The sequence below is a fragment of the Methanosarcina sp. MTP4 genome, from assembly GCF_000970045.1.
GTDB lineage: Archaea > Halobacteriota > Methanosarcinia > Methanosarcinales > Methanosarcinaceae > MTP4.
This window is the reverse complement of the sequence record NZ_CP009505.1, coordinates 1,093,340-1,108,846: the sequence shown is the minus strand read 5'-3', so window position 1 is coordinate 1,108,846 and position 15,507 is coordinate 1,093,340. Positions and strand designations below refer to the sequence as shown.

At 46.3% G+C, this 15,507-nt stretch carries 13 protein-coding genes; 5 read left to right on the top strand and 8 right to left on the bottom strand.

The window, feature by feature from the left end; all coding sequences use genetic code 11:
- Nucleotides 1-61 precede the first annotated feature (61 nt).
- Nucleotides 62-511, top strand: coding sequence for a UPF0179 family protein (locus MSMTP_RS04860; protein WP_048178065.1), 450 nt, complete (start codon nt 62-64; stop codon nt 509-511).
- Between the two features lie 72 nt (nt 512-583).
- Nucleotides 584-1,216: a DUF2150 family protein gene (locus MSMTP_RS04855; protein WP_082090500.1), complete on the top strand. Its 633-nt coding sequence runs from the start codon at nt 584-586 to the stop codon at nt 1,214-1,216.
- A 246-nt stretch (nt 1,217-1,462) separates the two neighbouring features.
- Here MSMTP_RS04855 and MSMTP_RS04850 read toward each other — a convergent pair whose 3' ends face one another.
- The 5 genes from MSMTP_RS04850 to MSMTP_RS04830 all read right to left on the bottom strand — a co-directional run bounded on the left by MSMTP_RS04850 (nt 1,463) and on the right by MSMTP_RS04830 (nt 8,744).
- Nucleotides 1,463-2,626, bottom strand: a complete 1,164-nt coding sequence (locus MSMTP_RS04850) for a glycosyltransferase family 4 protein (RefSeq protein WP_048178064.1) — start codon at nt 2,624-2,626, stop codon at nt 1,463-1,465.
- Between the two features lie 766 nt (nt 2,627-3,392).
- A complete protein-coding gene (locus MSMTP_RS04845) occupies nt 3,393-4,409 on the bottom strand; it encodes a DUF4931 domain-containing protein (protein ID WP_048182732.1) in 1,017 nt (338 codons plus the stop codon).
- A 171-nt stretch (nt 4,410-4,580) separates the two neighbouring features.
- A complete protein-coding gene (locus MSMTP_RS04840; protein WP_082090499.1) occupies nt 4,581-6,440 on the bottom strand; it encodes a glycosyltransferase family 4 protein in 1,860 nt (619 codons plus the stop codon).
- Between the two features lie 375 nt (nt 6,441-6,815).
- Entirely contained in the window at nt 6,816-7,628 is an 813-nt protein-coding gene (locus MSMTP_RS04835) for a DUF1638 domain-containing protein (protein ID WP_048178063.1), read from the bottom strand.
- A gap of 309 nt (nt 7,629-7,937) precedes the next feature.
- A complete protein-coding gene (locus MSMTP_RS04830; protein ID WP_048178062.1) occupies nt 7,938-8,744 on the bottom strand; it encodes a DUF1638 domain-containing protein in 807 nt (268 codons plus the stop codon).
- A 697-nt stretch (nt 8,745-9,441) separates the two neighbouring features.
- Between MSMTP_RS04830 and MSMTP_RS04825 the strand changes: the two genes are divergently transcribed.
- Nucleotides 9,442-9,801, top strand: coding sequence for a hypothetical protein (locus tag MSMTP_RS04825; protein ID WP_048178061.1), 360 nt, complete (start codon nt 9,442-9,444; stop codon nt 9,799-9,801).
- 6 nt (nt 9,802-9,807) lie between these two features.
- Here the strand turns inward: MSMTP_RS04825 and MSMTP_RS04820 are convergent, their stop codons facing one another.
- Nucleotides 9,808-10,596 carry an ABC transporter ATP-binding protein gene (locus MSMTP_RS04820; protein ID WP_048182728.1) on the bottom strand — a complete coding sequence of 263 codons (789 nt, stop codon included), beginning with the start codon at nt 10,594-10,596 and terminating at the stop codon, nt 9,808-9,810.
- A gap of 256 nt (nt 10,597-10,852) precedes the next feature.
- On the opposite strand from MSMTP_RS04820, the gene MSMTP_RS04815 reads away from it, so the two are divergent.
- Together MSMTP_RS04815 and MSMTP_RS04810 are read left to right on the top strand one after the other, a co-directional pair.
- Nucleotides 10,853-11,731, top strand: coding sequence for a hypothetical protein (locus MSMTP_RS04815; RefSeq protein WP_048178060.1), 879 nt, complete (start codon nt 10,853-10,855; stop codon nt 11,729-11,731).
- Nucleotides 11,732-12,375: 644 nt separating this feature from the next.
- Complete coding sequence (locus MSMTP_RS04810) at nt 12,376-12,732, top strand: hypothetical protein (protein WP_048178059.1); 357 nt, start codon at nt 12,376-12,378, stop codon at nt 12,730-12,732.
- Nucleotides 12,733-12,768: 36 nt separating this feature from the next.
- Here MSMTP_RS04810 and MSMTP_RS04805 read toward each other — a convergent pair whose 3' ends face one another.
- Both MSMTP_RS04805 and MSMTP_RS04800 read right to left on the bottom strand, forming a co-directional pair.
- Nucleotides 12,769-13,263: a GNAT family N-acetyltransferase gene (locus MSMTP_RS04805; RefSeq protein WP_048178058.1), complete on the bottom strand. Its 495-nt coding sequence runs from the start codon at nt 13,261-13,263 to the stop codon at nt 12,769-12,771.
- A gap of 94 nt (nt 13,264-13,357) precedes the next feature.
- Complete coding sequence (locus MSMTP_RS04800) at nt 13,358-15,172, bottom strand: hypothetical protein (RefSeq protein ID WP_052718277.1); 1,815 nt, start codon at nt 15,170-15,172, stop codon at nt 13,358-13,360.
- Nucleotides 15,173-15,507: the final 335 nt, after the last annotated feature.

Genomic DNA, 15,507 nt, shown 5'->3' with positions numbered 1-15,507 from the left:
TAATTAATCACCAGAAGAAAACGGGATACAGGCCCGAGAATAAATCTATAGGAGAAAAATTATGATCGAAAGCGATACAAAAATAACACTCATCGGATCACGGCTTGCAAGGGAAGGGCTGGAATTCATATTCAAAGGTGAGATGCCGGAATGCAATAAATGCCGGCTGAAAAACACTTGCCTGAACCTTGAGCGTGGGCGCAGGTACAGGATTGAAAGAATTCGGAACAACGAAATCCACGAATGTTTCCTGCATGACAGCGGCGTGCTTGCGGTAGACGTTAGCCGGGCTCCGGTCGAAGCTACCGTGGAGTCCAGAAAAGCCGTTGACGGGGCAAAGATTATGTATGAGTCCCCAAAGTGCGGCAAGAAGGATTGCAGCGAGTACGAAACCTGCCATCCGGAAGGGCTCATTAGAGGAGACAAGTGCAAAATTGTCGAGGTCATAGAAAGCCTTGATGCTGCTTGTGATGCCGGTTATTCCTTGAAAAAGGTAAAACTGGCCTGGTGATGCTAACAACATCTTTTAGTAATAGTAATGTTGATTATTAATTAGTAAAAAAGGTTAGAAGCGGTGTTATACGTGCCTGAACAGGAAATGAACCAGATCCCCTACGAATTTTATACCCAAAAGCGCTGGGAAAACTGGCTCGCCCGGGCAAAAGAGAGCGGATTTGAGATTAAGGAATCGGAAGACGAGCCCGGGAAGGAAAGCGCTGTATTCGTGAATATGGTTGACGATGTCATCCTTGCTTGCCTCAAGGTAAGCGCACGTTTCGAGCACGGAATGCTCTCAGCAGAAAACTCCCTGAACATTCTAGTGGAGATCCGGAACCTCGTGCTTGACGAGGTTGAGCCTATTTCCGAAGATATTGACCTTATGATTGATTCGGTTCAGACCTCTCTCATGGGGGCGCTTGCCGCCTTCGAATGCTATGTCATGGGCGACTATGAAGAAGGTATTAACATTGAGGAGCTTATAAAAGCAGCCATTGTTGCCGAAGAAACCGATGATCTCGAGATGGCCCTTGATTATACAGCCCAGTGCGGAGCCTTCGTGCTCAAAGGAGAAAACCTGCCCGATGAAATAATGGCCGAACTTCCCTACGGCATAGTGGCAGAATGGCTCGACGGAATCGACTCCATAGCTGCTGCAATGGTCGGAAGTGACAGTTACAAGGAATTTGAAGAAGATGATGAGGACACTACCCTCTGAAACTTTTTTAATAATTTCCTTTTTATAAAAAATTTCTTTTTATAGAAGAAAGAGCTACAAGGATACGGGAGCTCTGCGGTTTTTTGCATGGAATATCCTATAGCTATGCTGGACATGTTTTTCATGGAAGTTCCCCAATTAAAGGGAGAATCCCCCCAATTAAAGAGTAAGTTTTCCCAATTAAAGGGGAAGAGCACCCAATTATAAGGGAAATGTTCCCATTTTACAGGATTTACCCGGGTACTTTTACGTACCTTTGGTAACGTTCTCATAAACAAGAATGGTTTCCTCTGCAATATTTTTCCAGTTATACCTTTTTTTGAGAAGGGAGTATCCTTTCTCGCCCATTTTGTTGTGGTCGAGCCCCTCAAGCACGTAATTAAGACACCAGGCAATGGATTTCGGGTTTTTGTAGGCAACGACTCCTGTCCTGAAGTTATCCACGAGGGCTACTGCCTCACTCGCAACAACGGGTTTCTTCGCATCCCAGGCTTCGAGCACAACAATCCCGAAAGGTTCGTTCCTGCTCGGCACACAGACAAGGTCACAGGCATTAAACCAGTCCCTGACCGTGTTATCCGGAGCATATCCAAGGAAGCGAAAGGAGTCCTTGATCCCGAGTTCATGTGCCCGATTTTCACATTTGGAGCGCATCTCCCCTTCCCCGATAAGCACAAAACCGGCATCCCTCTTTTTCAGGACCTTAGCTGCAGCTTCAACGAGCATGTCCGGCCCTTTCTGGTAGCTCATCCTGCCCGTGAACAGCACCACTGGGAGGAAGGGGTGGATTCCGTAATTCTGTTTAACCTTACCCCTGTCAACCTCTTTTCCAATCTTTCCCATATAGATGCCGTTCGGGATTTCCGAGAGCTTGTAGTCGGGGATTTTGTAGATGTGCTGGATTTCTTTTCTCAGTATTGTCGAAGTCGCAATTACTTCAGCGCATTCGTATCCCCCTAGCCATTCCCTGTGCGAGATCTCTTTTGCCTCCCACCAGCCCCCATGGCGGTTTCCGTTGCGTCCCCATTCAGTGCTGTGGAATGTAAGCACGAAGGGAATCCCAAACTGGGCCTTGATCCTGCAGAGAACGTTGACGGGGTGCCAGTCGTGGCCATGCAGAACGTCAAACTCCCCTGCCTGGTCCCGCACTTCCAGGAACCTGCAGTACATGGCGTCACACATCCGATCCATCTGTTCTATGATACTTCCATGCTGGCCGCTAGCTACCCGGTGATAATGGACCCCCTTGATATCTTCATCATTGTTTTCATGGCTGCGGGTGAATAAATGGACCTCATGCCCCTCTCGCGCGATAGCCTCTGAAAGTTCGGAGACATGGGGTGCAATCCCCCCGACCCTTATTGAATACAAACTTTCCCACGTAAACATTCCGATTCGAAGCTTTTTCATCTCATACTCTTCCGATTGTCAAATTCGGTTAGTGGTTTAATTTATTTAATATGAATTTGCTTAGGATTTATCACAAAATAATTTAGGCATATTATTTGTAAAGTTAATTTTCAATTGGTGCCAATGATCTGGAAAATCAATGCATCCAATCGAAACCTGTGCATAGGCTGTTGTGTGACGGGTCCTTAGCTTTGAATTTGCTTAGCCTTGAATTTGCTTAGCTCTGGATTTGCTTAGCCTTGGATTTGCTTAGCCTTGAATTTGCTTAGCTCTGGATTTGCTTAGCTCTGGATTTGCTTAGCTCTGGATTTGCTTAGCTCTGGATTTGCTTAGCCTTGAATTCCATTCGAGGAAGTCTTTCTCTGCAGCATCCGATTTTCTCTAATAGTATGAGCCTAAATGGACACTAAGCAGGATACTCCTATCCGAAAAACGCTGGAAATGTGCATGCTGGCTTCCCAGCAAATGTGCAAGTCCATAAACCCCTAATAAACCCTCAAGCTTTATTTTCTTTGATTGTAGATAAATATATCTGCAAAATTTTTTACTACGTTCTCTGAATATGAATAACTTTCAGACTTTTTTTATTTCCCCCCTCTATTTGATCTCCACTTTTCCTCTACCTTTTTGTCTCTCTTATTGTCCTACCTTTTCCTGATCTTTCCTGGCCTTTTCTTCTGAAATCTTGCTGTCTTTTTTATCCTGTTTTCATCTCTTCTTCGTCTCTATCTTCTTCTTCTCTATTAATTCTCTATCTCCCCGGAGTTCATTCATCCAGCGGCCTGTCTCCCCTCAGATAGGAGGCTGCCCTCTCAGGGGATATGGTATTGATATAAATCCCGGTGTTCATCTCGAAACCGGCAATAAGGGAGATTCTCGGGAGAAAACGCAGGTTAAGGTGATACTCCGGGGAATCGAAGAGCTGGTAAAACATGTAATTGTAAGCCGGGTTCCCGAGAACTTTTCCATAGGAGTTGAGGACGTATCCGATCATTTCCCCAAGCCCCGAGAGAATTTCCTTGCTGCAGTCTCCCAGGTAGCTTACATGCTTTTTCGGGAGGACCCAGACTTCAAAAGGACTTTTTGAACAGTAAGGAGTGAAAGCCACGCACTCCCTGTTTTCACGGATAAAGCGTGTCGATTTTTTCTCTTTTTCGAGGAGGGCACAGTAAGGGCATTTTTCTTCTTTCCCTATTGCCTGCAGTTCCGTTTTCAGGAGAGGGGGAAGCAAGGGCAGGGCCAGTAGCTGGCTATGAGCGTGGTCAAGGGATGCACCTGCAGCTTCCCCGGAATTTTTGAAAAGGGAGACATAGCGGATGCTCTCATGGGCACGGTAGTGGCAGACACGGTCCCTGTAGACCTGCATGAGGTCCGAAAGCTCGGCGGCTGAAAAATCACTCAGCTTCTTTCCATGCACAGGGGACTCCACAATCACCTCGTGAAAACCAAAACCCGGACTTGCGTCCTCCCCCACACCCGAAAGTTCTGAAAAGGCAGGTATTGGAGAAAGGGCAGGAAAAAGGTTTTGGAAACATCGAAAGTCCCATTTGCGGACTATTTTTTCTTTAGTGTCCGCAAAAATTCTTCCCTCTTTATAGACTGCTCCCGCAGGTGGAGTTTTTTCCTCGGCACCCCCACAAAAGGCACAGTTTTCAGGCCCGGACCTTTGCCCCTTTTGCCCCATGTCTCCGGCTTCATCTGCAAAGTCAGAAGGTCTTTTACCCCTTTCCTCTGCGATAATGCAGTATTCGGGCAGAAAGTAATGTTTTCTGATTTCGGACATTTTTGGAAATTCCTCACGGTAGTTTTTTCGGTTTTTTTCAGTCTTTTCCAGCTTTTTTCCGGACATTACTTTATTACGGACATTACTTTATTACGGACATTACTTTATTACGGACATTACTTTATTACGGACATTACTTTATTACGGACATTACTGTTCACGGGGACTGCTTTATTTTTCCCCGCAGATCCGCACTCCACTGATCAGTTCGTAGTAGTGTTCAGTTGGTTTTTCCCAACCCATATCCTTTGCAAGGAGAAAGGCTTCCCGGCATAACAGTTTGTATTTCACCCTGTCATCCACGAAGTTACGGATAAAGTAGCTTGCTGCAAGGGCGTAGTCCAGGACCGCCTCATAGTAGGAAAGATCTATGTTATCGACAACGATTACCCCCCCCAGGCCCTCGACCAGGGACTCATTGGTCTTCACTGCATCGCTGAAGCCGCAGACCCGGCTCACCACGCTTGGGGTCGCCTCCCTCCCGGCTTCCAGGCCCGTTAGGAGGAAGGGGTCGTAACGGGAGGGAAAGATCCCTGCACAACAGCCTGCCATGAAGTCCTCAACTCCCATGCAGAGCCCTCCATCATCGGCTGAGATTATCTGGGGATAGAGGATCGCTGCCACGGAGCGCTTTCCCCGCACCAGCCCCGAGCAGTCAAGCTCCCTTTCCTCAATCATCTGCTGGATCTTGAGCTCGTTTCCCACGAGGATTTCTTTTGAAATGTGAACCGGAAAATCCTCGGGGAGATTTGTTTTCGGACCTTCGGCCGTGACAAGGAAACAGATAACCTTCATTCCTTCCTCCATGTGCCCTTCCAGAATGCTGTTTTTTATGATATGTTCCAGGGCCAGGAGGGAATCAAGCAGGTCAGGGTAACCCTTATTCTCGATTTCGATGCGAGAGATGGTGAAAATGGGGATGAACTTTTCCGGGTTTATCCGTTCGCCATCGTAGTGCCTATATAGCTTTTCGGAGAGGAAATTCTGGAGATTCCCCAGGCAGCGCTCTTTTCGATCCCAGTCGATTTTATCGGTTTCGATCCTGATCCCGTTCCGGACAACGATCCCGTCGATCCCGTAAAAGAGCTTTGCTTCCTGACGTGTAGACTCTCCCACCGCAGTAACCGTATCGGCGTATGCCGCGAGGACTTCCAGAGCAGCGAGGTTCCCGGGGACTCCCGAAGACCAGATGCTGTCGTTATTCCTTATCTTCTGAATCGAGTTGTGCCCGGCAGCCCTCCCTGGAAGAGTTGCATGCAGGGTGGCTATGGTGCTGACCGGAATTCCCAGCTTCTTCAGCCGGGCAGGTGCGTAAAAAGTCCCAAACTCGTGACAGTGCAGGGATACCCTGGGACAGGGAAGAGCAGATTCCATGGAGACAGCTTTCCAGGCATCCACCCCTTTTTTTATAATTTTTTCTATTTCTTCCCCCTTTACACCACCTCCTTTTTCCCCTTCCGTTCCTGTTTGCGGGGTTGGGATTACCAGGGTTCGGACAAACTCGGAAATCGCATAAGAGAGATTAAGGTAATGGGTATATTCGGCTCCGTTTCCCATACTTTCGTATTTCATGGAATCCAGCCCGATAAATTCAAAAGCCTCGGCTTTGACCTTATTTTCAAGTGTCATCTCCTTCTTTTTGTGTACAGTTCGGATTATCCCGAAGTTGTCGGTTTGAAACTGCAGGTAAGCAAGTTTTGTATTTCCGACCTGTTTTTCCCCTGTAAAAACATTCATTCCTGCATTTTCAAGGGCTTCAAGGCTTTTCAGGAGTTTCCCGTCAACGCTGAGGCTGTTAAGTCCCCCCATATCCGTGATCCTGTTTAGCCCTCTGTTCCAGTCCGCACCCCAATGCCCGTAATAGGGACCTGCGATCAGTATCTGAGGTTTTTCCTCTTCTTTCAATGCCCCGGAATCAAAAAGGGACGCAAGAGTATGCGCTTCTGCGTTTATGACGTTCCAGATTCCGCCCATTTTATTTGATTTCGGGCCTGCTTCTTCCCCGGCAATTATTACGAAATTGTTCCCCAAACCTGAATCCCCCAGGTCACTTAATTTTACGATTTAAATTCTCCTATTTTAATTTATCTACGGCTATTAAAAAGTATCATCAAAAAACCTGCCGACCACGTGTAAATACCGATCACGTGTAAACAGTTGGTAATCACATGTATATAACCCAAACTCTCTATGTTTTTTCTTCTATTCTGGAATTTTATAACGTCTTGAGCCCGGGCAAAAGGTTCTGGGATCTTTCCACATTGTTCATTGAAAAAGGAGATTCTTTTGAAGAAATATATTGAAAGTATAACCAACCTTGGATACCCTGGGAATGACAGATGCAGGAATAAGAAAAAGGTAAGAATAAGAAAAAAGGAGGTATGGAAACCCGGGAAAGCTGGCTTTTCATTTCAGGTTTTCAAAGGTTTCGGTTTTTGCTTTTTTGTAGCAGTTCTCCACAAGATGCAGTGTGGCTTCAAGTTCTGTTATTTCAAACTCAAAAAGCCGTGCAAATTCCCGGACATAGGCTTCAAAGTTTTTCTCATAGGGGAGGCCGGTGTTCACTTTTGCAATCTTTTTGTATCCTGCATAATCAAAGACGAACTTTGACATCTCTATGTCATCGGGGTTCTGGCTCAGGCCCGCCGTCCTTATCATCTCCCGCCAGTTTGCAGCCCACATAGGGGTCAGGAAGAAGGTGCCTACCCCCTTGCAGCTTTTCAGGACTTCAAGGTACTGTTTCCTGCCACCGAGCACGGCTCCGATGCAGTCGTCCACGATCTCCCCGTCCTCTTCTTTCAGGATATGGACTGGGCATTCGAGAGCCTCAAAGTCTTCTTCAATTTTTCCGAGCACATTGCCGCAGAGCCCGTAGAAAAGGAGGACACCGTCCGAAAAGGAGGACACGTTCTCAACCTTTGAATAAACGGTGCTCTTCAGGTTTTCGGGAATTGCGTGCAGGGCAAGCTCGAGCATGTACACGATCAGGGTGAACCTTTCAGGGCCTGAATCTTTTTTCTCTCCAATGGAAGATTTTTCAGGGATTTCTTCAAAAGGAAGCACCCTGTAGGGAATCCCTATATCCGCCAACTTTGTCCTGAGTCCTTCACAGTCCTCGTTTTCAACAACGATTACTTCTTCAAGTTCAGGATCGTTTTCTATGAGATGCACGATTTCATCTTCAAACATCCTGCACCCTATTATGGTCATAACCGGCATGAGGAATCACTTCCATATTTTTCAGGGAAACCTGCCTGAAGAGACAGATAAGTCAGGAATCCGCAACTAATAAACCTCAAATCCATAGCAAATACATGGCAAAACCATAGCAAATACATGGCATTTTGCATCCGGATGTAGGCAATTTTTTCCCGGGTATTAATCTGGAACTCTTGATAATTATGAGGTGTACCCAAGTTTATGGAGGTTATTGGATAAATAATATATTATTGTCATATTATTTAAAAAAAAGAATTAATTATTAATTGAACAAAAAAGATTCCCGGAGGTACCCGGGATTTCCGGGGTTCAGGCTCTGAGAGGGCTTTTAAGCGGGTCGGACAGTATTTTTCGAATATGGCTGTATGATTCCATGGCAATTTCCGTGCTGCCTTCAAGTTCCATGACTTCGAAATCGAAATATTGTGCGAATTCTTCGATATTTTTCTCGAAATCAGGTTCATAGGAAAGTCCGGTCTTTACCCTGGCAACCTTCCGGTACCCGAGTTCCCTCAGATGGTCAGGAGTGAATTCAAAACCCTCCATCAGTTCTTCCCCTACACTGAATACGGTTCTCCAGTTTGCGGCCCACATGGGGGTAAAGAAGAAGGCATCTTTGTGCATTCTAAGGGCTTCCCGGTAGCGAGCGTTGCTTCCGAGGGCAGCGGCAACACAGTCTTCAAGTGGGCCGTTTTTTTCCCCTACGCTTCTTTCCTGCAGCAGCTTTATCGGGCATCCCATGTAGGGAAAATCTTTTTTTATCCGGGAAAATGCCTGCCCGCAGAGCCCGTAAAAGAGGAGGATCCCGTCGGCAAGCCGGGACATGATGTTCACGTTCGTATATGTTTTACTCTTGAGCCTGGCCGGGTCTACGTGAAGTCCCATCCCCTGGAGCTGGATAACGACGCTGAATTCGTGGTTCTGCTTCAATTTGTCTCTTATTTCGTAAAAAGGAAGGATTTCCGGCCTGAAGCCTGTAGTCTCAAGTTTCTGCAGAAGGTCCCTGTTCTCTTCGTTTTCTACAAGGTAGACCCTCTCTATTTCAGGGTCATTTACCAGCACATGGACAATTTCGTCCTCGAATATTCTGCAGCCTACTATGCCCAGAACTGTCATGCTTATATGCTTACCCCCGAACTATTAAACAATTTCCTTAGCGGGAAAGCTAATGATCCTTAGCGGAAAACGAAGTTTTTTTAACCAGGAAGATGAAGTTATTTTCACAATTTTTGGAACAGAACCTTTCCGGGGTTCAAATCTAATCCTCTGAAAATTTTCCGGTAAAACGTCTTTTTTATTTTTTCACAGCTATCTGGCTTTATTTTTCTGTAGCTTTATTGTTATCCAGTTATTGTTCTGCAGCTTTATAGTTCCCCAGTTATTGTTCTGCAGCCTTATTGTTATCCAGTTATTGCTCTGTATTATTTACTATTATTCCATGTTCAAAGGATATTAGGAATTTAATACACTCCCAATTTATATATTAAGTATGAAATTAAACTTTTTATAGATGACACCCCCATATAAAAAGTATTAAGTAGCAGCACATACAAAAATGATTGCAAGTGTAGGGTTCCGAGATGAATCCTTCCTGAATCAGTTTATCGGATAATAATCAGGTTGAGTGGGGAAAGCTTGATGGCCTGAATTTTGCCTGCCAGTGCATACTGTGTAGCTGGCTGTATCATAACAGGTCAGGGAACCTCGAATATAACGAAGTTTTCGAAGGTCGTTATCTCAGTACAGGCTGTCCGGCACTGGGGGTGTGCTTTTCCGGGCACGTCTGTTGAACTTAAGGAGTGGGGTATGGTACATGCTAGATTGTCTACGGAAGGAAGAGCTCACATCATTTTTATATGATGTCCGCTACGTGATTCTATTTTACGTCCTTGGAGACTGGATGACAACGCTGTATGCCCTTGAATACGGCTTTGAAGGAAACATCCTGCCTGCAATAGTGATAGCAAAATATGGGATTTTCCATGTCCTGCTTCTCAAATTCCTGTTCATGGTTTTATTGTTCAGGTCTTACCAGGTAATCAGGAATTTTCCCTGGCTCTGGGATTTTACCCGAAAAACAGTTGCAGGGATGGGGTTAGTCGTTTCGGTGGAAAACTTTGTGGTAATTCTCCTGGGCTCCCGCTTCTTCCAGCACCTGTTTATTTTTTCCTGACTTTAATCAGGTCCAGGCTTGATAGTACCCTTCATTTTCCAGGACTTTTACGGGAAGGGAAAAAAGTTCCGAGAGGTTGGCGTCGGTAAGGATTTCTTCTTTTTTGCCGTCCCTGAAGACCCGTCCGTTCCTGATAAGGATCACACGGCTGATTTCGGGGATGACGTCCTGGAGGTCGTGGGTAACGAGGACAACGCTCTTTCCCGAGTGGGCGATTTTCCGGACACTCTCACGAAAGGTGTGGAGGGCTTTTAAGTCCAGGCTGTTTGAGGGTTCGTCCAGGATAAGGACCTGAGGGTCGTGGACAAGCGCCCTTGCGATCAGCACCTTCCGGGCTTCGCCCGTGGAAATCTCGCTCATCAGCCTGTCTGCCAGCCAGGCAACTTCAAGAAAGGATAGAACTTCCCTTGCCCTGACTTCCATCTCCGGAGTGACCCTGTGGTTGTAATAGATCCCTATGCTACTGAAAAATCCCGAGAGCACGACGTCCAGCACCCTGATAGGGCGGCAGCAGGTCTGCTGGAGGTCCCCCGAAACGATCCCGAGCATCTTCCTGAGCTCGAAAACGTGCCAGGTCTTCCTGCCCATAATTTTCAGGACAGTGCCCTCTGCCCCTACCAGAGGGTGGTACTCCTTCATGAAAGTCTTGATCAGGGAGGATTTGCCAGAGCCGTTTGGCCCTATGATCGCCACGTGTTCCCCCGGCTTCACTGAGAGGGATACCGAGTCCAGGATCTTTTTCCCTCCCCGGACAACCGTGACATTCCTTAGTTCCAGAAGGGACTCAGCGTTCATGTGAAGTTCGTGGGTTTCCCCCGGGGTTTGAGGAATTTCCCCTGGGGTTTGGGGTATGTTTTCGATCATTTTTACCAGCTCTGTTCTTTTCGGTTTCGGAATAATATTCTTTAACATTTTTCTTTCTTGCGTTTAAATAGAAAGTACCGGTATTCTTTTTAGCGATCTTTTTGAACCGATATTCATAGGGTACACAGAAGTTTAACCCATGACTGTTGGAAAAAATTAATATACTGTGCGAGACATAAGAAGTGTTATGGGTATTGAAATTAGTGTTAATGCGGGGTCAGACACAGCTACTTCAAGTGTCAATGCCTCAGGAAGCGTACAGCACATAATCACCGATAAAGAAAGAACGACATTCAGCATTCAGGACGGAGGTCTTAAGGATGCCGTTAACAAGTATTTTGGGAAGAGACCAAATGACGCATATTTACACAGCCCTACCCCCTGGGACGACCTTTACAAAACATATGGTTGGCCTGAAGTAGAGACAGTGCTCGTCGTCCAGAGTGCAACAATAAGAGGGATTACCTCGGAGCCTGTGATTGTGGCAACAAAGACTTTTAGCAACAGCAGCAGTAAAAAAGCAACTTTCGATGCCAGCATTTCGGACCAGGTCACCAATACTGTGGAGAGCAACTGGTCCCAAACGGACACGATCGAGGTAGGGCAGAAGTTTACATATAACGTCAGTTTCCTGGGAGCCGGCGGAGGGGGAGAAACATCCATGTCCTACAGCCATTCCTGGGGCCAGGGTGGCTCTGAGAGCAAGAGCATCACGGTCGGATCGAGTTCGGGAGTCAAGGTTGAGTTGGAACCCGGGGAATCGGTTGAAGCCCAGCTCACAGCCAGCAGAGGGGTGATGAAGGTCAGGATTGTTTACAAAGCATATCTGATCGGCTCCACTGCTATCAACTACAACCCAACGTACAAGGACCACCATTTCTGGGCTCTTGGCATCGGCGGGGTTATGGGTGCAGCATCCCTGCCGACCACCAGGGAATACACGGAAGACATCGAGATTGGCTACTACTCAAACTCAAAAATAGAACTCAGAGACCCGGCAGGTCAGCTGAAGGGGATGTTCTTCGAGGCTGATAAAGCAGCAGTAGCTGACAATGTAGCTTTGTAAATTGCAAAGGCGCAAACCTTGAAATATAAACTGTCTGGAGAAAGGGCCAGGTCTCCGCTGGCCTTTGCCGGACCGGGCCGTTTGTTATCGGGAGGCCCGACAATTTTTTTTGAATCAGTTGAGTTTTTCTGTAACTTATGATTAAAAAGTAAATACTTTTAACTTGGGACAGTGAACTACCCCTCCCTACCTCCTTCGGAGTTGAGGGAGGTACTTCCCTCGAGTACTTGAATCATCAAGGCATTGGCTCAAAGAACTCGATACACATCCCCACTTTAGGCACAACGCAATACGCTCTCTCCTGTAGAATCATTTTGTCAGATCATTTTGTCAGATCATTTTGTCAGATCATTTTGTTAGATCATTTTGTCAGATCATTTTGTCAGATCATTTTGTCAGACCATTTTGTCAGATCATTTTGTCAGATCATTTTGTCAGACCATTTTGTCAGACCATTTTGTCAGATCATTCTGTTTTGTATTTTCTAATAGAGCCTGATATTTCCCGGGAAAACTTGCAAATTTCTGGAAATCTTTGAGATAAGGAAAATTATTCTTCAATATTTTTGTTTCCTGCAAGTATATAATCAGATAAAATAAAATCACATTAGAATTAAAGAGAGAAATTTATCCGGGAGGGGTCTGTTGAAATTCAACTATTCGAGAGTTTCATTCCATTCTTTCGTACACGAGGTTAGGTTTATCATCATTTTCTACATAATAGGGGATTGGGCTTCCACCTGGTATGCCCTGCCCTACGGGGAAGAATTCAACCCGCTTCCTGCGCTAATTCTGGAACACTACGGGATTTTTTCTCTTCTGTTCCTGAAAATAATCTTGATTCTTGGGCTTTTCCTTATATTTCCCTTAATCAAGTTATTTCCGGCCAAATGGGACTTCACCAAGCACGTTATCGAATTTTTAGGGATCATGGCAACCATAAACAATATCATGGTCGTCTGGTATGGGAACAGCTTCATCCAGGCCATGGGCTGGTTCTAAGATGGCCTGAAAAAAAGATTTTTCGGGACATGGGGTTTACGCTGTTTTTGCGTACAGGAAACAGTCGTGAAACTCTTCTCCGATTTTGTGGACTTTTTTCAGGACTCCTTCATTTTCGTACCCGCACTTCTGCGCTACCCTCTCACTCGCCCGGTTCCGGACATCCAGAAGGATAATGATTCTCTGCAAGCAAAACTGTTCAAACCCGATCTTTTCCAGAAGTTTCACCGCCTCAGTTGCAATCTCCCTTCCCTGGTATGCTTCATCCACGAAGTACCCGATCTCTCCTATGTAGGGCCTGTGCTGGTCAATTTTTAGCCCACATGCCCCCACAAGCTTTCCGTCCAGGAGAATGCTGTAGTTGTACTCTAAATGCTTCCTGCGCTTTACTTCATTTAGTTGCATGAAGCACTCCTCATCCTCAAGGGTTTTTACAGGGACTTCCAGAAACTCCATGTTCGTGTTCATGATGATTTCGAAAAAACGCTCTGCATCAGAAAGTTCCTGGGGGCGGATTCTTACTTTCGGCATTGAAGACAGATAGATTTAAGTCCGGAAAAATGTTTGCCAGAATTGTATGTTCGTGCTTCGTAGTAAAAAATGGGTAAAAAGTGGGGGGAATTTTTCAAATCCCCAGGGCTGCCCTAAACAACACGATCAGCCCGAAGAAAAGGTTCAGCACCACAAGCCCCCCCAGCACGAGCGCACCTGTCCTGAGCATGCCGGAGTTTTTCTCAAAGAAGGATAAACCGCCCTGCATGGAATCCAGGGAAGCGTTCACCTTTGAGATAGCTTCTTTCGATTCCTCAAGGTTTTCTTTGAGTGTCGAGAGGACATCTTTTGACTCCTCCAGATTTTCTTTCAGGGTTGAAATGGCTTCCTTTGACCCTTCAAGGTTCGCGTTCAGGGTGTCAAGCACCGCATCGATTCTTGGCTGTTCTTCGGTGTGCAGGCGTTCAAGCACATCGTGTACTTCATCGAGGGTCTGCGGAATTATCCCGGGCTCATCTTCCCATCTATAGTTCAGGAGCTCGAACCTGCGGTCGAGTTTCAGGAGCTGCCTCTCATAAAAAGTGGTCTGGGCTTTAAGGAACTCGTAATTTTTCTGGAACCCGTCAAATTTCGTATTCATACTTGCCGAGATCCTTGCAGCCTGGGGCTGCCTGATCCCCACCGGAGCATTTCCCATTCCGGCAAGTGAGAATTTCAGACCTTCCAGAATTTCCGGTTTTATTTCTGCAAAAGCGGGTTCTACAACTGTATTTCTCAGTTCCGGCTCTTCTTCCGGATTTGGAATTTCCGGGGAAGTTGTCCTTTCTTTCTCTACCTCCGCCTCCCTTACTGCTGGCTCCTTTACTTTTTCATCTTTTACCTCTGCCTTCTTTACTCCTGCCTCGCTGCTTGCGAGTTTCATGGAAGCGGTTTCTTTCAGGAGTTTTGCAGCGTTTACGACCTCATCCGGGCTTTTTCCAGAAAGTTCCGAGACCTTTAAGCTGCCTATGATGTCCGAAAACTTTTCAGGGTCTTTCACGATTCCCGGGATTTCAATAGTTCCGGGGATTTCCTTGATATCCGGAATTCCTTCGATTTCTGGGATTCCCTCAATTCCCGGAATTTGAAGGCCTGCCTCAACAATTTTTATCCCACTGCCGCTGATCTCGAATTTCTTTTCGGGAAGCTTTTCCATTGCTCCGGCAAACTGGAGGGCCAGTTTCTCTTTCCTGCCGAGCAGTCCCTCGTAGTACTTTTTGTCAAGCTCAAGCTTTCCCAGCTTATCTTTCACGTCCGGGGAGAGCTCGATTTCCGGGATTGGCACTTTCTTTTTCGTGACAAAGAGCTTTTTTACCTCCTGCATGACTTCTTCGCTGACCTCAAGGTTGTCGTCCAGGGAGTCCAGGATGTCCTCGATCTTGGGTTGTTCCAGGGTATTGAAGCGTTCAAGCACCTCTTTTGCGCAGTAGATACCCTCGGTCAGCACTCCGGGTTCCTGGTAGAGGATTCCTGCAATTTCACTGTTAACTGCCGTAAGTCTTGCCAGCAACTGGAAGGTCTCAAACATGTTCGACCAGTCCGTGAGCATGTCCCAGAAGTCGAAGTCGACCTTATCCGGGTTGTCCACCCCAAGCTCTTTGAGTTTGGCTTCGATCTTTTCTTTCTCCTCCCTGAGGTCGGCAAGTCTCTCCTTTTCCTCATCCCAGAGCTCGTCCTCGTCCCGCGGGCTCATCCTCTTGATTGTGATCAGTTCCTCGGTCTCTTCCAGAAGCGAGGAAAGCTGCTCGCCAAGCGCCTCAATGGTCGAGCCGATAACCGCAATAGCCGTTCCCGCCTGTTCCGCAGCCTTTCCCATATCTTCTGCAGCGTTCCCTCCCTGATAGGCAGCCTTTCCTATATTATAAAGGCCGCAGGTCGCAACCCCGAATACAACGTCTTTCAATCCCATTTTTACCATCTCCTCTCGATTTTTCCTCTTAATCTTTCTCGTCGTTTATTCCATGGCTTTCCTTTTGGCGAATTTAGCTCTGTCAGATTTCACAAATTCAATTTTTTTAACTATTAACTATTTTACTCTGAATCAATTATAAATTTTTTGTATTTATTTAAAAGAGATGGGTAGGGAAAGTAGAAAGAAAAGATTGATGCCAGCGGGTTCTGTTGATGGATTCTTTCAGCGGGTTTTGTTAGTGGGTTCTGTCGGGAGGTGGTGTCGGGAAGTGGTATCGGGAAGTGGTATCGGGAGGTTAATTACGCTGGATAAATCTGTTGAATGCACCATTG